We start from the raw sequence: 20,310 nt of genomic DNA, 5'->3' as shown, positions 1-20,310 counted from the left end.
GGCCCGTGCGCGAACGCGCGCTTTCACAAATGCGAAGCCGCAGCAGGCCCGCGCGCCGTAGCATGGGCCCATCTGCCCGGGATAGCCGCCTCAGCCCATGAACCACACAGAAACCCCCTCCCCCAGCCCCATCCACAACACGGCCACCCAGACCGCAGGAGCGCTGGGCCATCTGCGCGTGCTCGACCTCTCGCGCGTGCTGGCCGGCCCCTGGTGCACCCAGAACCTGGCCGACATGGGGGCCGACGTGATCAAGATCGAAAAGCCCGGCGAGGGCGACGACACGCGCCACTGGGGCCCGCCCTTCTTTCCCGATGCGCAAGGCAATCCCTCGGACAACGCCGTGTACTTCGCGGCCTGCAACCGCAACAAGCGATCGGTCACCGTGGACATGGCCACGGCCGAGGGCCAGCAGCTGATCCGCGAGCTGGCCATGCAAAGCGATGTGGTGGTGGAGAACTTCAAGACCGGAGGCCTCAAGCGCTACGGCCTGGACTACGCCTCGCTGAGCGCGCTGAACCCGCGCCTGATCTACTGCTCGGTCACGGGCTTCGGCCAGACCGGGCCCTATGCGCCGCGCGCCGGCTACGACCTGCTGGTGCAGGCCATGAGCGGCCTCATGAGCATCACGGGCCGCGCCGACAGCGAGCCCGGCGGCGGCCCGCTGCGCGTGGGCGTGGCCGTGATCGACCTGTTCACCGGCATGTATGCGACCACGGCCATCCTGGGCGCCGTGGAGGCGCGCCACCACACGGGGCGGGGCCAGCACATCGACATGGCCTTGCTGGACGTGGCCATGGCCGTGCTGGCCAACCAGGGCGCGGGCTTCCTGAACACCGGCCATGTGCCGGGCCGCCAGGGCAACACCCACCCCAGCGTCGTGCCCTACCAGGACTTCCCCACGGCCGACGGCCGCATGCTGCTGGCCATCGGCAACGACGGCCAGTTCGCGCGCTTTTGCGGGGCGGCCGGCGTGGACTGGGCGCGCGACGAGCGCTTTGCCACCAATGCCGGCCGCGTCATCCACCGCGACGCGCTGATCCCGCTGATGGCCGAACTCACGCGCGGCCGGCCCACGGCCGAGTGGATCGCGCTGCTGGAGGACAAGGCCGTGCCCTGCGGCCCCATCAACCACATCGGCCAGGCCTTCGACGATGCCCAGGTGCGCGCGCGCGGCCTGCGCGTGGAGCAGGAGCGCTATCCGGGCGCCACGCCGCCTGCGGGCGAGACCATCAACCGCGTGGTGACCACGGCCAGCCCGCTGCGCCTGTCGGACACGCCCACCACGCTGCGCCATGCGCCGCCCGCCCTGGGCCAGCACACGGACGAGGTGCTGCGCGAGCGCCTGGGCCTGGATGCGCAGCAGCTGCAGGCCCTGCGCGGCAAGGGCGTGGTCTGAGCGACTGGCGACAGACGCCGGTCGCCTTGATGCGCTGAAGTTTCCGATGCCTTGAAGCCGGCCATCCGCGGATGCGGATGGCTTGGCTGCGGGCCTGCAAACGGCTTTTAGGACACGTCCTATCCAAAATCAGATGGTGGGCATCCTCATCCTCAGACGGTGCGGAAATAATCCCCACCACAGATGCAGATAGCAACTTTTTCCCTGTCCGAAGTCCCTAGGACAACTACCCGCAATGCCCGCCCCCAGCGCGCGGCAGCCGCCGCCGAACGCCTGGCCGCAGCGGGTACCCGCTTGCCAAACGGTGCAGGCGGATGGTTCGCAATCCTCTGCATCTTCCCCGCTGCTGCGGCATGCCCGCGAAGCGCCCGCCGCAGCGCAGGCGCACGGACAGGGCCTGCGCCATGAGGCCCCGCATCAAGGGCCGCATCTGCCGGACCTCGGGCTGGTTCCCACCCTGAGCGGGCACTGCGGCCCTCGTTTTCTCTTTCGCTGATACCCGTTCCACCTTGCTCTGCACGGCAGGCAAGGTGCGCCCTGCTGCACGCCTTTTTCCCCCTTGCCGTTCAAGGGACACGCCTACAGGACTTCGCCATGCAAGCCTTTCGCAATCTCAAGATCTCCTCCAAGCTGCTGCTGGCCTTCGTGGCCGTCCTGGCGCTGACCACCTTCGTGGGCTTCTATGCCGTGCTGCAGCTCAGCCGGATCAACCAGGCGTCCATCGATATCGCCACGCGCTGGATGCCTTCATCACGCATGTTGCTCGACATCCGCGCCACCACGGCCCGCTACCGCGTCAACGAGCTGCAGTACCTGATATCCACCAGCGAGCAGGACATCGGTGCCTTCGACAGGATCATGGGCGAGCTGTGGAAGAAGACCCAGACCAGCTACGACAACTACGCCAGCTTCATCAGCTCCGCGCCGGAGAAGGCCGCCTACGACGAACTGGGCCGGCTGCGCAACGAGTACGCCAAGGAGCACGCCATGGTCATGGCCCTGGCGCGCAATGGCCGCAAGGACGAAGCCCTGGTGCTGGCCCAGGGCGAATCGCTGGAGCTGAGCCGACGCCTGTATGACCAGATCGACCGCATGGTGCAGATCGACCACGAAGGCGGACAACAGGCCAACGACCATGCCAATGCCCTCTACCGCAGCGCACGCATCTGGGTGGTCGGCCTGCTGGGAGCCAGCATTTTGCTGGGGCTGGCCCTGGCGCTCACGCTGGCGCGCATCGTGGCGCGTCCGCTGAACGAGGCCCTGGGCGTGGCCCAGGCCGTGGCCGAAGGCGACCTGACGCGCCGCATCCAGGCCACCACCACCGACGAAACAGGCCAGCTGCTGCACGCACTGCACCGCATGGACCAGAGCCTCATCCACATCGTCCGGCAGGTGCGCAGTGGCACGGACTCGATTGCCACGGCCTCCAGCCAGATCGCCTCGGGCAACAACGATCTTTCGGTGCGCACCGAGCACCAGGCCAGCTCGCTGGAAGAAACCGCTGCCTCCATGGAGCAGCTCACCGTCACGGTGCGTCAGAACACCGACAACGCGCGCCAGGCCAACCAGCTGGCGGCCTCGGCCTCGGCCGTCGCCCAGCAAGGCGGCGAGGTGGTCTCCCAGGTGGTGGACACCATGGGCGCCATCCATGCCTCCTCGCGCAAGATCGCCGACATCATCGGCGTGATCGACGCCATCGCCTTTCAGACCAACATCCTCGCGCTCAACGCGGCCGTGGAAGCCGCGCGTGCCGGCGAGCAGGGCCGGGGCTTTGCCGTGGTTGCTGCCGAAGTGCGCGCCCTGGCGCGGCGCTGCGCCGATGCGGCCAAGGAGATCAAGCTGCTCATCGAGGACTCCAACGGCAAGGTCAGCACCGGATCGGCCCTGGTGGCGCAGGCCGGGCAGACCATGCAGAACATCGTCAGCAGCGTGCGCAACGTGACCGACATCATGGGAGAGATCACGGCCGCCAGCGTCGAGCAGACGGCGGGCCTGGAGCAGATCAACCAGGCCATCTCGCAGATGGACCAGGTCACCCAGCAAAACGCCGCCCTGGTCGAGGAAGCCGCCGCCGCCGCCCAGTCCCTGCAGGAGCAGGCCTATGGCCTGCAGCAGGCCGTGAGCGTCTTCAAGCTGGAGCAAGGCCTGGAACTCACCGCCCTGCCCGCAACCCCTCAGCCCATGCCGGCTCCAGGCCTGGCCAGGATCACCAGCGCTGCCCAGTCAGGCCGCTGGGAAGCGCATTGATCAGAAGGAATGGGCCATGCCCACGCCGAAGGCCGTGCGCGAGCTCTGGTTCTCGTAGCGCTGGTGTCCCAGGCTGGTGTAGAGCATGGTGCGCTTGGACAGCGCGTACTCGGCGCCCAGCGACAGCATGTTGTTGGTATCGCGGTCCAGGCGCTGGCGTGCATAGCTGGCCTTGAGCGTGGTCGCCCCGATGCCGTAGGTGGCGCCCAGCGAGACCATGCGCGACTTGTCGGGCCCCGTGCCGGGCGTGCCCGACTTGCTGCGGTCATAGGCCAGCATCACCGCTGCCGTGCCGATGCGGTACTTGCCGCCCATGTACAGGTCGGTGTCGCCGCTGCCGTTGCGCTCGTGCGCCAGCATGGCCGCCACCGCGCCCTGGTCGTAGTTGACCGACACCGAACGCGCACGGCCCTGGCGGCCTGGCGCCTCGGTGCGCTCGGGCGAGGCGCTCAGGTGCAGCGAAAAGCCGCCGAACTTGGGCGAGTCGTAGAACACGCCGTTGGACATGCGGCCGTACTCGGGCGAGCCGTTGTTGCTGGCGCGGTCGGTGGGCGTCAGGTAGTGGGCCATGTGCCAGGCCGGCGAGGCGATGCGGTTGAAGTTGCCCCAGGGATCGAACTGCCACTCCTGGCTCCACATGGCGCTGAGCGCGCGGCCCAGGCGCAGATGGCCCCAGCTGCCTTGCAGGCCCACGGTGGACGCGTCATGCCAGAAGGGCTTCTTCGGATAGTCCTCGGTCAGGCCCGTGTCCAGATCGAAGCGCGTGCTCAGCCGGAAGGTGGCCTTCAGGCCACCGCCCAGGTCCTCGAAACCGGCAATCGCCAGGTTGCTGCGCTGAATCGTACCCAGCTTGCTGGTCTTGTCGAAATCCCGGAACACGCCAGCGTCGAGATAACCGCTGATGGTGACGTTGGAGCCTGTGGCGGATGACTGGGCAGCCACCGGCAGGGCAGCCGCAACGGCGAGAGAAGCAAGGGTCAAGCGGGAAGTACAACGCATCCTGAACGGGTTCCTGGAAATGAAAGATGGCACAACACCGGCGCGGCCCGGGGGCATGCGCAAACGGCGACGGGAGTTGCCACGACAGAGGTGGCTGGAAGGTGCGCGGCGGGCTGGTGGCTTGCAGCGACTTGGAGGCAGCCAGGATGCAGATCGCAGCATGATCGCTGCAAATTCATTGCACATCCCGGCCAAAGACGTCATCCGCGCAGATGGCGAACGACAGCCGGCATTATGAAAGCTGGGGCCGGCGATGACCACGCCACCGTCAGGCCCGGTCAGTTTCGTAGCGTGGAGGCCCCGGGCCGGGGCCAGGTCGTCAGCGGCTGCGCTCGGTGCGCGACACGTCCCAGAGACGGTTCATCTCGCTGCAAAAAGGCTGGGCGCAGGGCGCACGGCCCTCGTACTGGCAGCCTTCGGTGGTGCAGAAATGCGACTGGTGCTCGAAGGCGCGGCGCTCGCGCGGCAAGGCGCCCGAGGCCTGGGCCGCCGCCATGTGCAGCCAGGGATCGTTGCGCTGCTGCAGCATCTGCTGCACCTCCTGCGCAAGCGCAGGCGACAGCGAAGCCACCGAGGCCAGGCCGGCCGGCGACGCCATGGCGCCGCCCGGCTGGCGAAGCGGCTGCAGCTCCAGCAGCAGCAGGGCGCTGGTGCGCAGCGCATCGGCGCCACGCGGCTGCACCACCACGGCCACCGGCCCCGAGGCCAGCGATTGCAGCGAGGCATCCAGCGGCAGGCGCAGGCCCGGCTCCGTGGCCTGCGCGCCCGCCAAGGGCAGCGCAGCGCCCGCAGGCAGGGCCGCCGCCGCCGTGAAAGGGGCCGCACCCGGCGCGGAAGCCGATGCGGCCGCCAGCGCCATGGCCGCGCCCTGCGCCTGGGCCCAGGCCTGGGGCACCTGCAGGCTCAGCGTGAAGCCGCGCTCGCCCTGGGGCGTCAGCAGCGTGCCCTGCTGCACCCACCAGCTTTGCAGCGCGGGCAGGGTCTGGGTGGCACCGCCTGCAACACCTCCAGGCGCGCTGGCACCGGCCTGCGGTGCCAGTCCCGATCCGGCCAGCAGCGCATCCACCACCTTGGCCTTGGCGGCTGCCACGGCCAGCGTCACTGCGGCAGCAGCGGGCTGCAGGGAGGTTGCGGCCTGCAGTGCAGGCGAGGAAGACGCCGCCTGCGGCGCAGCGCCGGCCTGGGCAGAGGCTGATGCCGCTGTCTGCGGACTCTGGGATGGCTGCGCTTGCCCTCCGGCCGCCGCTGCACCAGCTGTCGTGCCGGCGGCCAGCGCCTGCAGCAAGGCCGCCGAACCCGGCTGGGCTGCCAGCAGTTGCAGGGCCTGGCCCTGCTGGGTACCTACTTGGGCCAGCAAGGCCTCCAGCAGCCGGCCCAGCGCCTCGGACACGCCGCTGGCCGGCCACTGCGGCGCGGGCGCGCCGGGGCTGGACTGGACCTGGCGCGCCAGCTGGGCCACCAATTGCTCGAAGGCCTGCAGGCGCAGGCTTTGCAGCATCTCGGGCGACCAGCGCACGGCCGTGGCCGCTGGCGGCATGACGGGAACGGAGGGTGAGGCGGATGACGCGGGGGAAGCGGGGGAAGCGGGTGAGGCCAGCGCCACCGCAGCGGACGGAGCCTGTGGCCCCACCGGCGCGCCAGCGGCCGGGCCGGAGACAGGCGCCGCCACTGGCAGCGGCAGCCCTGCGGCTGGGGACGGGACGGGCGGCAGCGGCGAACTCATGTCAGAGGCTCCGCCCGGGCCATCAGGCCGATTCCGGGTAGAACAGGCGGCGCGTGGGCGTGCTGCCCACGGCCTTGGCGATGGCGCCGATGTGGTCCGGCGTGGTGCCGCAGCAGCCGCCCACGATGTTGACCAGGCCTTCGGACGCGAATTCGTGCACCAGGCGGCTGGTGACCTCGGGCGTTTCGTCGAAGCCCGTGTCGCTCATGGGATTGGGCAGGCCGGCGTTGGGGTAGCAGCTGATGAAGGTCTCAGGCGCGGCCTTGTTCAGTTCCTGGACGTAGGGGCGCATCAGCGCCGCGCCCAGCGCGCAGTTCAGGCCGATGGACAGCGGGTTGGCATGGCGCACGCTGTGCCAGAAGGCCGTCACCGTCTGCCCGGACAGGATGCGGCCCGAGGCATCGGTCACCGTGCCGCTGATCATGATGGGCAGGCATTCGCCGCTTTGCTCGAAGGCCTCGTCCACCGCGAACAGCGCGGCCTTGGCGTTGAGCGTGTCGAAGATGGTCTCGACCAGGATGACGTCGGAGCCGCCCTCGATCAGCGCCAGCGTCTGCTCCAGGTAGGCCTGGCGCAGCTGCTCGAAATTCACGTTGCGCGCGCCCGGATCGTTCACGTCGGGACTGATGCTGGCCGTCTTGGGCGTGGGGCCCAGGGCGCCGGCCACGTAGCGCGGATGGCCGGGCGTGCTGTACTTGTCGCAGGCCGCGCGGGCCAGCTGGGCGCTCTTGAGATTCATCTCGCGCGCCAGATCGGCCATGTGGTAGTCGTCCTGCGCAATCGTGGTCGCGCCGAAGGTGTTGGTCTCGATCAGGTCGGCGCCGGCGGCCAGGTACTTGTCGTGGATGTCGCGGATCACGTCGGGGCGGGTGAGCGACAGCAGCTCGTTGTTGCCCTTGACGTCATGCGGGAAGTCCTTGAAGCGGTCGCCCACGCTGCCCGGGCCCGTGTAGCCCTGGCCCCGGTACTGGGCCTCTCCCAGCTTGAAGCGCTGGATCATGGTGCCCATGGCGCCGTCAAGAATGACGAGGCGCTTGGCAAGGATGGCGGGAAGCTCTTTGGCGCGGGTGTACTGGGGCAGGCTCATGGGCAGCGATTGTAGGAACTCCGGGGCGGCCGTGCCGGGCACGAGGATTCCCCCAGAAAAACTGTCTGCGCCCCAAACAAGAGGCGCGACCTATGAAACTAGCGCACCCCCACGCCAGAGACACCGAGGAAGGGCCGCCCCGCACCGAGGGTGTCGTCCCCCTCCCGCGTAGCGAGAGAGGGGGAAGCGGCGCAGCCGCTCAGGGGGTGCTAACCATTTCAGGTGCAGACAGAGACGACTTGAGCCGGCTGGCGGCTCAGGCTCACATACACATGGCCCACGCCGCTGTCGAAATACGCGGCCTCGTGGCGGCCCAGCTCCACCGATTCGCCGTTCTCGAACAGGATGCGCACCCGGCCCGAGAGCACCATCACGAACTCCTGGCCCGCATGGCGGATGGTCTCCGAGAATTCCCCGGCCTCGCGCGCATTGATCACGGCCACCAGGGGCTGCATCTTCTTGCCCGGGAAGGCGCCGCACAGCACGCTGTAGAGGTACTGGTCGGTCTCGTAGCGCTGCACGTCCTCGAAGCAGTCCTTGACCACGGTGGGCGTGTCGCCGGCCGCCTGCTGGGCGTCCCCGACTATGAACAGCCGTGTCATGTCGATGTCCAGCGCGTTGCCCAGCATGAGCACCTTCTCGTAACTCAGCGCGATCTGGCCGCGCTCGGCCTTGGAGATGGTGGACACGGCCAGCCCGCTGCTTTCGGCCACCTGCTGCAGCGTCAGGCCGCGCTCCTTGCGCGCCTTGCGCAGCTTGGCGCCCACTTCGTGCTTGCCCGCAGGCATGGCGGCGGCCGTGCGGGCGCCCGGCAGCACGGCGGCGAGGACCTGGTCTGGCGTGGGGAGAGGGCTGGACCTGGGGCTGGATCTGGTGCGGGGGCTGGGCATGAAGCGGGCGATCGGGGCTGGCGACCGCCCGATTCTAGGGTCAGGCCCGGCCGTCAGGCGCCGCGCAGGCCGGCCCCGGGCGCCTGCCTGCGGCCCATGCGCAGCCAGCCCACCAGCGCGCAGGCCATGAGGGCGAAGCCGATGTAGCCATAGACTGGGTAGACCATGCCCACCAGCGTGATGAAGCCCGCGAAGCTGCCGCCCAGGGCCAGCACGCCCGCCACGCCCGTACCCCAGCGAAAACGCGGCGTGCCGGCCGGCAGGATGCGGGCCACGAAGGCATAGAGCATGCCCACGGCCGTGTTGAGGATCATGCCGAAGATGACCAGCGACATCAGGTGCCCCAGCCCGGGCGAGATCTGCGTGGCCAGCGACAGCATGGGCATGGACAGGCCACCCAGCGTGTCCATGCGCCAGTACATCGCGGCCGCGATCATCAGCATCAGCAGGCCCAGCAGCAGCCCGCCCGCAACGCCGCCCCACAGCGCCACGCGGCGCGAGCTGGCCTGCCCGCCCATGATCACCAGGAAGGGCATGCCCGCCACCACGTTGTAGGAGACATAGAGCAGCGCGGCCACCAGCCAGTGGCCCGCGCCCCGGGGCTGGGTGGCGGCGGCGGCCTCCAGCGCGGCCATGTCGCCGTGGGGCGTCAGCAGCACGTAGCCGGCGACCACCACGGTCATGAACACCAGCAGCGGCGTGACGGCGCCGATGAAGGCGATCACCCGGCCCACATCCAGGCAGACGATGAGCACCGTGGCGACGGTGGCCAGCACGCTGCCCCAGACCTCGGGCAGGCCCAGCCACTGGTGCAGCAGCGAGCCTGCGCCCGCCAGCATGACCACGGTGATGGCAAACAGGAAGAAGGTGATCAGCACATCGAACACCATGCCCACATGCCGGCCCAGAAGGGCCTGCACCACTTCCTTGTGCGAGCCGGCCTGCAGGCGCTGGCCCATGGTGGAGAACGCCATGGACAGGAAGACGAAGGCCAGGGCCGCCACCAGGCAGCCCGCCAGGCCGATGGCGCCAAAGCCCGCGAAGAACTGCAATATCTCCTGCCCCGAGGCGAAGCCCGCCCCGACGATGACGCCGACGAAGGCGCCGGCAATCCTGCTCACTTCCTTGAATGCACCCATGCCTGTCTCCTTGGATTGTTGTGTGTTGCGGGGGCTGAAAAGGTGAAAAAAGGATGACGGGTCAGGCCGCGAAGCGCGCCGGACTCAGCCGCAGGGCATCGACGCCCTGCGCCAGCAGCTCGGCGGGCAGCGGCTCGCGCATCAGCAGCGCGGCCGCGGCGGCCGAGGCGCCGGCTGCCGTCTGTATGCCGTAGCCGCCCTGCCCGGCCAGCCAGAAAAATCCCTCGCGCTGCGCATCCCAGCCGATCACGAAGTCGTCGTCGGGCGCAAAGCTGCGCAGCCCGGCCCAGACATGGCGCGGCCGGCGTATGCGCAGGCGGGTCAGTGTCTCGATGCGGTCTATGCCCATGGCCACGTCCAGCTCCTCGGCCACCACGTCGTGCGGCGGCACGGGATCGGCATTGGCGGGCGAGCCCAGCAGCTGGCCCGCATCGGGCTTGAAGTAGAAGCTCTCGTCCACGCCGATCACGGCAGGCCAGCCGTGGATGTCCTCGCCCTCCGGTGCGGCAAAGGTGAAGGCCGAGCGGCGCCGGGGCTCGATGCCCAGCGGCCGCGCGCCGCACAGCCGGGCCACGGCATCGGCCCAGGCGCCTGCGGCATTGACCACGGCGCGGGCGCGGACCTGCGACCCGTCCTGCAGCACCAGGGTCCACAGGCCCCGGCCATCACCATCCACCTCACGCTCGGCGCCGGACAGTTCGGAGCCGCAGCGCAGCCGCGCACCGGCACGCGCCATGCCGCGCAGAAAGCCCTGGTGCAGTTCGGCCACGTCGATGTCCATGGCGTCCAGGTCATGCACGGCGCCCACGAGCAGGCTCTCCTGCAGGCAGGGCACCAGGGCGCAGGCCTGGCGCGCGTCGATGCGCTCGGCGCGCAGGCCGTCGCGACGGTACATGGCCAGGGCCTCGTCCAGCTGGGGTTCCTGGCCGGCCGTTCCTATGTAGAGCACGCTGCGCGGCTGCAGCAGCGCGTGCTCGCAAAAACCTTCGGGCGGCGCGCTGTAGAAGCCACGGCTGGCGCGTGTCAGCGCGCGTATCTGCGCGGTGCCGTAGCTCTCCATGAACATGGCGGCCGAGCGGCCCGTGGCGTGGTATCCGGGCTGCGGCTCGCGTTCCAGCACCAGCACCGAGGCGCCCGCACCGGCCAGCCGCCAGGCCACGGAGGCACCGGCCATGCCGGCACCGATCACGGCGAAATCCAGAACCTGGCTTTCCATCATCCATTGCTCCATTTTTTTCCAATGAGAAAATTATCCGATAAGAAAAAAATGAGGCAAGCCCCTGGTCCTCGTGGTTTTCACCGGGGGCGCCGCACAAGAAAAAAGGGACGGCGCCTGGCCGTCCCTTGTGGCAATGCGCGCCGCACGCTCAGGCCGGCGGCAGCTTTCCGTCCCAGCCACCGGCCAGGGCCTGGTACAGCGCCACGGCGGCGCGCAGGCCGCGCGCACGGCTGTCGGCGGCCGCGTCCTGGGCCGCATACAGGTCGCGCTGCGCATCCAGCACTTCGTACAGGCCCACGCTGCCCAGCTGGTAGCGGCGCTGCGCCAGTTGCTCGGCACGCTGGCGCTGCTCGGCGGCCTGCGCCAGGTGGGCGTCTTCGCTGCGCGTGCGCTGCAGGCGCACCAGGGCGTTCTCCGTGTCCTCCAGCGCCAGCAGCACGGTCTGCTGGTACTGGGCCAGCGCAGCCTGGGCGCCGGCCTCGCTGGCCGCGATGCGCGCCCGCACGCGGCCCACGTCAAGAAAGGACCAGTCCACGCCCAGGAACACGCTGCTGCGGGCGCTGGCGCCCTCGAACAGCGAGCCGCCGTGCAACGCCATGCTGCCCAGCAGCCCGCCCAGCGACAGGCGCGGGAACAGGTCGGCCGTGGCCACGCCGATGCGTGCCGTGGCCGCATGCAGCCGTGCCTCGGCCACGGCCACGTCCGGGCGCCGGCGCAGCAGGCCGGCCGGCGTGCCGGGGTCGATGGCCGGCGGCAGCTGCGGCAGGGCGGCAGGCACATCCAGCGCGGCAATCAGCGCCTCGGGCACCTGGCCCGTGAGCACGGCCAGCCGGTGCTGCGCCATGGCGATCTGCGCCTGCAGCGCGGGAATGCGCGAGCGCGTGGCCTCCAGCTGGGCCTGGGCGCGCGCCAGGTCGAACTCGGTGCCGCTGCCGTGCGCCAGGCGCAGCTGCACCAGGCGCAGCGTGTCCTGCTGGTTGGCCGCATTGGCCTGCGCCAAGGCCAGGCGCTGCTGCCAGCCGCGCAGGTCGGCGTAGCTGCCCGCCACCTGGGCCGCAATGGCCACCTGCAGGGCCGCCAGGTCGGCCGCATCGGCGCGCAGGTCGGCATGCCGCGCCTCGATGCTGCGCCGCACGCGGCCGAACACGTCGATCTCCCAGCTCGCGGCCAATCCGGCGGTGTAGCTGCGCTGGCTGCGCGGGCCATAGAAGGCCTCGCTCTCGCTGAGCTTTTGCTGCGTGGCCCGGCCCGACATCGTGACCGTGGGCAGCTGGTCGAAGCGGCTTTCGCGCAGCAGCGCCTGGGCACCGTCCAGCCGCGCCAGCGCCACCTGCAGGTCCTGGTTGTCGCCCAGCGCGCGCTCCACCAGCTGCGTCAGCTGCGGGTCCTGGAACTGGCGCCAGAAGGCGGCGTCAGGCTCGGCCTGCGGGGTGGCCGGTGCAGGCTCGGCCCGCGCGAACTGCGCTGCGGCCCGCGGCGCCGCAGGCGCCTTGAAGTCGGGGCCGACCGCGCAGCCGCCCACCAGGGCGGCGGATGCCAGCGCCAGCGCGTGGCGGCTCAGGGACTTGCGTATCTCAGGCATGTGGGGACTCCAGGGAGACGGGCTGGGCAGGCCCGGTGGAATGCGCAGGCGCATGCCCCGTCAGCGCGCGGCCCGAAAGCCGGCGCAGCGTGACGTAGAACACCGGCGTGAGGAACAGGCCGAACAGGGTCACGCCCAGCATTCCCGAGAACACGGTCACGCCCGTGGCCGCGCGCACCTCGCTGCCCGCCCCCCCGCCGATGAGCAGGGGCACGGCCCCCGCGATGAAGGCGATCGAGGTCATGACGATGGGGCGCAGCCGCAGGCGGCAGGCCTGCAGCGCGGCATCGACGATGCCCACGCCGCGCAGCTCCAGCTCGCGTGCGAATTCCACGATCAGGATGGCGTTCTTGCAGGCCAGCCCCATCAGCACCACCAGCCCCACCTGCACGAAGACGTTGTTGTCGCCCCCGGCCAGCCAGACGCCGAACAGCGCCGCGCAGATGCACACGGGCACGATGAGGATCACGGCCAGCGGCAGCGTCCAGCTTTCGTAGAGCGCGGCCAGCACCAGGAAGACCAGCATCACGGCAATGGCGAAGACCACGGCCGCGGCGTTGCTCTGCTCCACCTGCTGGTAGCTCAGGTCGGTCCAGGCCAGCTCGATGCCGCGCGGCAGCGTGCGCTGCGCGATCTCCTGGAGCTTGGCCAGCACCTCGGCCGAGGACAGCACGCGCGGGTCGGAGTCGCCGATCAGATCGGCCGCCGGGAAGCCGTTGTAGCGCAGCACCGGGTCGGGGCCGAAGCTGGGCACCACGGTGACCATGGAGCCTATGGGCACCATCTCGCCGCGCGCATTGCGCGTGCGCAGACTGGCGATGTCCTCCACGGTCTGGCGGTGGTCCGCGTCAGCCTGCAGCATCACGCGCCAGACGCGGCCGAAGGCGTTGAAGTCGTTGACGTAGACCGATCCCAGGTAGGCCTGCAGCGTCTGGAACAGGTCGGTCAGCGCCACGCCCTGGGCCTTGGCCTTGGTGCGGTCCACCTTGACTTCCAGCTGCGGGATGTTGGACTGGTAGCTGCTGACCGGGTAGGTCATGCCCGGTGTTTTGGCGATCTCGGCCTGGAAGGCCTGCAGCGCCTGCTGCAGCGCCGCGTAGCCCAGGCCCGCGCGGTCCTGCAGGAACAGCGAGTAGCCCGAGCCGTTGCCCAGGCCCTGGATGGGCGGGGGCATCAGCGCATAGGCGAAGCCGCCCTCGATCTGCGAGAACTTGGCGCCCAGCTCGGCATTGATGGCCTCGGCGCTGCGCGTGCGCTCGCCGAAGGGCTTGAGCATGATGTAGGCGCTGGTCAGGTTGGGCGTGGTCGTGGACTGCAGCGCGTTGAAGCCCGCGAAGGCGGCGACCATGTCCACGCCTTCCACGCTTTTGGCGGCATCGACCATCTGGCGCGTGACCGCATCCGTGCGGTTCAGCGAAGCCCCCTCGGGCAGCTTGGCGCCGCCGAACAGGTACAGCTTGTCCTGCAGCGGGATGAAGCCGCCCGGCACGGCCTGGAACAGCACGGCCGTGCCCGCCAGCAGCGCCGCATAGACCGCGAACACCAGGCCCCGGCGGCGCAGCGAATGCCCCACCGAGTTCTGGTAGCCATGGGCGCTGCGGTCGAAGAAGCGGTTGAAGGGCCGGAAGAGCCAGCCCAGGCTGCGGTCCAGCCCGCGCGCCAGCGGATCGCGCGGCGCGCCGCGCGGCTGCAGCAGCTTGGCCGCCAGCGCGGGCGACAGCGTCAGCGAGTTGATGGCCGAGATCACCGTGGAGATGGCAATCGTCACGGCGAACTGCTTGTAGAACTGACCCGTCACGCCGCTGAGAAAGGCCATGGGCACGAAGACCGCGCACAGCACCAGGGCAATGGCGATGATGGGGCCCGAGACCTCCTTCATCGCCAGGTGGGCCGCCTCCAGGGGCGTGTGCCCTTCCTCGATGTAGCGCTCCACGTTCTCCACCACGACGATGGCGTCGTCCACCACGATGCCGATGGCCAGCACCAGGCCGAACAGGGTCAGCGTGTTGATGGAGTAGCCCAGCAGGTACAGCCCCGCGAAGGTGCCGACGATGGACACGGGCACGGCCAGCAGCGGAATGATGGAGGCGCGCCAGGTCTGCAGGAAGACGATGACCACCAGCACCACGAGGATGACGGCCTCGATCAGCGTGCTCTGCACCGCCTTGATGGAGTCGCGCACGAAGACCGTGGGGTCCCAGACCGTCTCGAAGGCCACGCCCTCGGGCAGGTCCTGCGAGAGCTTGTCCATGGCCGCGTAGACCTGCTCGGCCACGCCCAGCGCATTGGCGCCGGGCGACAGGAAGATGCCCACGGCCGCCATGTTCTTCTTGTCGCTCCACGAGCGCAGCGTGTAGTCGCTGGCGCCCAGCTCGATGCGCGCCACGTCGGCCAGGCGCACGACCTGGCCGTCCGCGCCGCCCTTGAGCACGATGCTGCCGAATTCCTCGGGCGTCTTCAGCCGCCCGCGCACGTTGATGGACAGCAGCTTGTCCGCGCTCTGCGGACTGGGCTGCGCGCCCAACTGCCCGGCCGAGACCTGGATGTTCTGCTCGCGGATGGCGGCAATCACCTCGGGCGCCGTGAGCTGGCGCGCGGCCACCTTGTCCGGGTCCAGCCACACGCGCATGGCGTAGTCGCCCGCGCCGTAGATGCCCACGTCGCCAATGCCCGGAATGCGTGCCAGCACGTCCTTGATCTTGAGCGTGACGTAGTTGCGCAGGTACAGCGCGTCATGCTGGCCGTCCTGGGAGACCAGGCCCACGTACATCAGCGGCGTGGACGACTGCTTTTGCGTGGTCACGCCGAACTGGCGCACCTCCTCGGGCAGACGGCTCTGGGCCTGGCTGACGCGGTTTTGCACGCGCACGGCGGCCGTGTCGGGGTCGACGTCGGGGCGGAAGGTGGAGACCACCTGCAGGCTGCCGTCGGACGCCGCGACCGACTTCATGTACATCAGGCCTTCGACGCCGTTGATGGCCTCCTCCAGCGGCACGGCCACCGACTCGGCGACCTCCTTGGGATTGGCGCCCGGATAGGTGGCGCGCACCACCACGCTGGGCGGCACGACCTCGGGATACTCGCCCACGGGCAGCTGCGGAATCGCGACCAGCCCCACGGCGAACAGGATGATGGAGAGCACGACCGCGAAGATCGGCCGGTCTATGAAGAATTTGGAGAAGTCCATGGTGCTTCCCGGTTCACTGCGCGGCCACGGCGGGCGCCTTGGCCACCGCCGCCTGCCCATCGCCGGGCGCAGGCTTGGGGCTGATCGGCATGCCGGGGTAGTAGATGCGCTGCAGGCCGCCGACCACGAGGCGGTCGCCCGCCGCCAGCCCCTTGTCCACCACGCGCCGGCCATCGACCATGCGGCCCAGCTCCAGGTCGCGGCGCTCGGCCTTGTTGCCCTCGCCCACCACATAGACGTACTTGCGGTCCTGGTCGGTGAGCACGGCCTTGTCGTCGATCAGCAGCGTCTGCCGCTCGCCGCCCAGGCCCTGCGCGTCTTGCAGTTGCACACGCGCGAACAGGCCCGGCGTCAGCAGGCGGTCGGGATTGGGCAGGCGGGCGCGCATGCGCACCGTGCCCGTGCCCGCGTTGAGCTGGTTGTCGGTGAAGTCCAGGCTGCCCGCATGCGGAAAGCCTTCGTCGCCAGCCAGCCCCACACGCACGGGCCGCTGCACGCCGGGCCGCCCCTTGGTGTCCTTCGCGGCCTGCTGCTGCCGCAGGAAGCTGTGCTCATCCGCATCGAAGTAGACATACACCGGGTCCTGCGAAACCACGGTGGTCAGCACGCTCTGGTCGGCCTGGGCCAGGTTGCCCACGGTGAGCAGGGCGCGGCCCGCGCGGCCGGAGACCGGCGCGCGCACCTCGGTGAAATCCAGGTTGAGCCGGGCTGCCGCCAGCGCGGCCTCGGCGGCGCGCACCTGGGCGGCGCTCTGAGCCAGGGCGCCGGCGCGCGTATCGGCTTCCTCGCGCGAGACGGCATGCTCTGCCACCAGTTGGCGGGCGCGCTGGTCCTGGGTGCGGGCCAGCGCGGCGCCTGCGCGCGTGCGCTCCAGCTCGGCCTCGGCGCTGGCCAGGGCGGCGCGGTAGGGCCGCTGGTCGATCACGAACAGCAGCTGGCCCTTCCTGACCTCCTGCCCCTCGCTGAAGGCAATGCGCTCGATATAGCCTGACACGCGCGGGCGCAGCTGGACCGACTCCACGGCATCGATGCGGCCGTTGAACTCGTCCCAGACGCGCACGCTGGCCGGCACGACCTCGCTCACCAGCACCTCGGGCGCAGGCGGCGGGCCGTCGCTGGCATGGGCATCGCCCACGGCCTGCGGGCGACAGCCGGCAAGCAGGGCCAGCGCCGCCAGGGCGCCTCCGAACAGGGCACGCCGCAACGGCGGCGGTGGAAGAACGGGCATGGATCGACTCTCCTTGAGGGGGATGGGCAAGGCCCTGCTGCCGGGGCTGCGGCGGGGCCGGAAAAAAGGGCGGGACCGCAGGCTCTGGAGGCCTTCCAGGCGGTTGCTCACAATGGGTTGCATTCTTCAAGTTCAAGTGAACTTGAAGTCAAGATCCGCGCGCAAAGACACCACGAAAATTGAGGACGGTTTGCCGGGGACATTGCTGGCCGGATCGGACAAGCGCAGCGGCAATTGACCAGGAGCGACCTGAGAAAACCTGAAAAGACCTGGACAGGCCCGGACATGCCCGGCCGGCCGCAGGCGCGCACAGACGGACACACGCGCGTTGCCGCACCTGCAGGACGCCACCACTACACTGCAAGGCCATCTGACCCAGGGTGGCGCCAGGAACCGCCAGGTACTGCCAAAAACCGCCGACGAACGCCGACACCCTCCATGGAAAAGCACTGGATGCCTGCCGCATGAATCTGCTTGCTCACGCCACACTGTCCCGGCCACAGGGACGCAACGAACGCATCAGCACCGTGAGGGTGCTGGCCCTGGAGATGCCGGGCGGCGACACCACGGCCACCGCAGCGCGCCATGTCGTGACCTTGCAGGTCACGCAATTGAAGGCCGGCGTCGTCGCGCAGGTCGATGACAGCACGCTCACCCCCTTGCCCCAGGCGCTGGAGCCTGCACGCCAGCGCGCGCTGGCCTACCTGCGCCAGCGCCTGGGCGCGGGCGATGTGCTGCAGTCCCATGAGGGCTTTGCGGAGCTGGATGCTGAAGCAGGCCCGGCGCCCTCCCCCGGCCCGGCCCGGGAACAGGCCACGGTGCCGCCCGGCCTGCCGGAGTCGGCCGTGCAGGCCGGCGCCATTTCCGCCCTGTGCAAACGCCTGGACGGCAGCGCCTGGCGGCTGATGCCCTCGGGCCAGCAGGCCCGGCTGGTGTGGCGGCTGGCCGAGTATGCGGACCCCGCGCGCGGCGGCACCGCCCAGCGCCTGCTGCATGCCCAGGTTCCACGCCTGGTGGCGCTGCTGGGCACGGGTGACGATCTGCTCGACTACTGTCTGGCTTACCTCATCGGGCGTCTGGGCGATGGCGGCGCGGCGGTGGCCCTGCAGGCGCTCTCGCAACGCGGCACCAGCGAGGCCACGCGCGATCTGGCACACCAAGCCTGGCTGGCCCTGCTGGAGCCGCAGGAACGCCAGGCGGCGCTGCAGGAGTACCAGGCGCAGTGGGCCGGGATCCCCCCGCAGGAAAACGGCCCGAAAGAGGACGGACCGCAGGCCGAACAGGCCTTCTTCCAGGCCCTTGGGCCACAGGCGCTGCTGGCGGCCGATGCACTGGGCGCGCACGACGGCGCCGTCCACCAGCAGCTGCTGGCCTGGATGGAGCGCATTCCCTTCACACGCGCCTGGTGGCCGGCCCTGCGGCGCATCCACAAGCGTGCCGAGTGGCGGCGCGACCACGCCCTGCTGGCCGTGCTGCACGCGCGCTTCGATGGCCCACGCGACGAGGGTGCCGTCTTCAGCCGCGACACCTCGCTGTACCTGCGCCTGCGCGGCTGGCGCCAGCTGCGGCGCATGGCCTCGGCCGACCACAGCGAAAGCGCCGCCCATGCCGCAGCCCTGCTCCAGGCCATGGACCGCTGCTGCGCGGGCCAGCCTGCCTCGCGCTCCGGCCGCCTGCCCGAATCGCGCTGGCTGCTCGCCGCCCGGCTGCTGTTGCCACGCTGGCCGCAACTGCATGCCTCGGCCCGCGCCCACACCTGGTACACCGACGAGCCGCTGGACCTGCAGCAGCTGCCCGCGCAGCGCGTGGAAGGGCTTTCGGCCATGTGGGACGCCCACCCCGGGCAACTGCTGCAACTGGTGGGCCGTTCGCAGTCCACGCTGCTGCTGTGGTCGCTCACGCGCGCACTGCAGGACCAGAAGGCCTTTCTGGACGGCCTCGATGCAGCGGCCACCGCGCCGCTGCTGCACAAAACCTATGCACCGGCGGCTGCGCTGGGCCTTCAGATCGCCCAGCAGCGCATGGTCTCGCTGACCGACGATGCGGCACGCCGGCCCTGGCTGCTGGCGCTTGCGCAATGCGGCGACGGGCCTGCCGCCAGCTACCTGGGCGCCTGGCTGTCGCGTGACCGCGCAGGCGCCGCGCGCGATGCCGAACTGGTGGCCGCCCTGCTGCTGTCACCGGCCGCCAGCTCGCGCACCCAGGGCCTGGCCCTGCTGTTTTATGCCGATGGTGCAGCCGTGGCCCTGGCCTTGCTGGCGGCGCTGCCCACGCTGGACGCAGAAAGCCCCGCGCTGGCCGATATCCGCGATGCCGTGCAGGCACTGTTCGATGGCAACGGCCCGCTGGCTGCGCAGGCCGCCAGCGTCCCGGCCCCGCCGCTGCACCACCTGCTGGCGCATTCGGTGACGGCGCTGGTGGAGATGGCCACCGCCTGGCTGCTGGCGCATCCGCAGGGCCTGCGGACCCTGCCCCCGGCGGCGCTGCGCGGGCTGCTGGAATCCGAGGAACCTGCGCGCATGGCCTGCGGCATCCGGCTCATGGGCAGCCTGGCCGATGACCTGCTGTGCGAGCAGGCCGCCATGCTGGCCGAATTCGCCGTATCACCGCATGCCGCCTTGCGCGCAGCGGCAGCGCCCCTGGTCGAGCGCCTGGCCGGCATCCCCCTCTACAACACGCGCTGCAACGCCCAGATCGCCGAACGCCTGCACGAGATGCTGTTCCGCGCGGAAAAGGCCGAAGGCGTGCACGACGCGGCGCTGCGGCTGCTCACCGGCCCGCTGGCCACCGTGGCCCCGGCCCGCGATGCCTCGGGCATCTGGCGCGCCCTGCAGGCGCAGGCCAAGGGCGCACAGCGCTACGGCGCCTGGGGCCTGAAGGCGCTGGACCTGCAGGCCTATACGCTGCGCCAATGGTCCACGCTGGCCCGGCATGCCGATGCCGACGTGCGCGCCTTGAGCCGCCAGAGCATCGATGCGCAGCTCACCCCCATGGACCGGACCCTGCCCGAGCAGGCCGAACAGCTGCTGCCGCTGGCCGACGCCCTGTTTGCCGACACGCAGCAGTACGCACGCGAGATGTTCGGCCAGCGGCTGCCGGACGGCGCCCTGTCGCCGCAGCTGCTGCTCGGCTGGGTCGATCACGCCCAGCCCTGGGTGCAGGCCCTGGGCCGCCAGCGGCTCGCGCAGCACATGAGCGCGCCCGAGGCCAGCCTCTTCCTCACGCGCCTGGCCCAGCACCCCGCCACCAGCGTGCAGCTGTTCGTCACGCAATGGCTGCTCGCCCTGCCCGACGAGCCCGCGCCGCAGCGCGCGGCGCGCCTGCAGGAGCTGCAGCCCTACTTCCTGGCCGTGCTCAGCCAGGTGCACCGCGCGCGCGCCAGCAAGACGCGCGTGCTGCATTTCCTGCGCGGCCAGGTGCAGGCACCCGAGACCGCCGCCGTGGTGGCGGCCATCTTTGCGCGGCAGGTGGTCAGCGCCAGCCATGCCGACCAGCCCGACTATGTGGCCGGGCTGCGCGACATCGTGCAGCGCCATCCCCAGCTGGCGCAAAGCTTCATGCAGCCCCTGGCGGCGGAGCGGCGCGGCCAGACCCCGTCTTCAACCTGAGC

General features: G+C 70.2%; 12 protein-coding genes. 3 read left to right on the top strand and 9 right to left on the bottom strand.

Features of this window, described 5'->3' with window-relative positions; genetic code table 11:
• Positions 1-97 precede the first annotated feature (97 nt).
• Positions 98-1,399 (top strand): CaiB/BaiF CoA-transferase family protein, encoded by a 1,302-nt coding sequence (locus KDK82_RS24600; RefSeq protein WP_088166499.1) that lies wholly within the window; start codon positions 98-100, stop codon positions 1,397-1,399.
• 594 nt (positions 1,400-1,993) lie between these two features.
• A complete protein-coding gene (locus KDK82_RS24595) occupies positions 1,994-3,646 on the top strand; it encodes a methyl-accepting chemotaxis protein (RefSeq protein WP_088166498.1) in 1,653 nt (550 codons plus the stop codon).
• Here KDK82_RS24595 and KDK82_RS24590 read toward each other — a convergent pair whose 3' ends face one another.
• The 9 genes from KDK82_RS24590 to KDK82_RS24550 form a co-directional block, all read right to left on the bottom strand.
• Positions 3,647-4,645 (bottom strand): porin, encoded by a 999-nt coding sequence (locus KDK82_RS24590; RefSeq protein WP_088166497.1) that lies wholly within the window; start codon positions 4,643-4,645, stop codon positions 3,647-3,649.
• 319 nt (positions 4,646-4,964) lie between these two features.
• Positions 4,965-6,368: a Fe-S oxidoreductase gene (locus tag KDK82_RS24585; RefSeq protein ID WP_088166496.1), complete on the bottom strand. Its 1,404-nt coding sequence runs from the start codon at positions 6,366-6,368 to the stop codon at positions 4,965-4,967.
• Positions 6,369-6,390: 22 nt separating this feature from the next.
• Entirely contained in the window at positions 6,391-7,455 is a 1,065-nt protein-coding gene (locus KDK82_RS24580) for a homocysteine S-methyltransferase family protein (RefSeq protein ID WP_043823294.1), read from the bottom strand.
• Between the two features lie 218 nt (positions 7,456-7,673).
• On the bottom strand, positions 7,674-8,345 hold the full coding sequence (locus tag KDK82_RS24575) for a helix-turn-helix domain-containing protein (protein ID WP_179217973.1): 672 nt from the start codon (positions 8,343-8,345) through the stop codon (positions 7,674-7,676).
• A gap of 53 nt (positions 8,346-8,398) precedes the next feature.
• Positions 8,399-9,484: a hypothetical protein gene (locus KDK82_RS24570; RefSeq protein WP_088166494.1), complete on the bottom strand. Its 1,086-nt coding sequence runs from the start codon at positions 9,482-9,484 to the stop codon at positions 8,399-8,401.
• A gap of 61 nt (positions 9,485-9,545) precedes the next feature.
• On the bottom strand, positions 9,546-10,700 hold the full coding sequence (locus tag KDK82_RS24565; RefSeq protein WP_179217972.1) for an FAD-binding oxidoreductase: 1,155 nt from the start codon (positions 10,698-10,700) through the stop codon (positions 9,546-9,548).
• Between the two features lie 151 nt (positions 10,701-10,851).
• Positions 10,852-12,285: an efflux transporter outer membrane subunit gene (locus tag KDK82_RS24560; RefSeq protein ID WP_088166686.1), complete on the bottom strand. Its 1,434-nt coding sequence runs from the start codon at positions 12,283-12,285 to the stop codon at positions 10,852-10,854.
• Positions 12,278-15,472: an efflux RND transporter permease subunit gene (locus KDK82_RS24555; RefSeq protein ID WP_088166493.1), complete on the bottom strand. Its 3,195-nt coding sequence runs from the start codon at positions 15,470-15,472 to the stop codon at positions 12,278-12,280. The genes KDK82_RS24560 and KDK82_RS24555 overlap by 8 nt, the downstream gene beginning before the upstream one ends.
• A 13-nt stretch (positions 15,473-15,485) precedes the next feature.
• Positions 15,486-16,700, bottom strand: coding sequence for an efflux RND transporter periplasmic adaptor subunit (locus tag KDK82_RS24550; RefSeq protein WP_088166492.1), 1,215 nt, complete (start codon positions 16,698-16,700; stop codon positions 15,486-15,488).
• Between the two features lie 464 nt (positions 16,701-17,164).
• On the opposite strand from KDK82_RS24550, the gene KDK82_RS24545 reads away from it, so the two are divergent.
• On the top strand, positions 17,165-20,308 hold the full coding sequence (locus KDK82_RS24545; RefSeq protein WP_088166491.1) for a hypothetical protein: 3,144 nt from the start codon (positions 17,165-17,167) through the stop codon (positions 20,306-20,308).
• The last annotated feature ends 2 nt before the right edge of the window (positions 20,309-20,310 follow it).

The sequence above is a fragment of the Delftia sp. K82 genome (assembly GCF_002193035.1).
In the GTDB taxonomy this organism is placed as follows: Bacteria; Pseudomonadota; Gammaproteobacteria; order Burkholderiales; family Burkholderiaceae_C; genus Comamonas; species Comamonas acidovorans.
The sequence above is the reverse complement of the archived record's forward strand: the minus strand, read 5'-3'. Positions and strand labels throughout refer to the sequence as shown.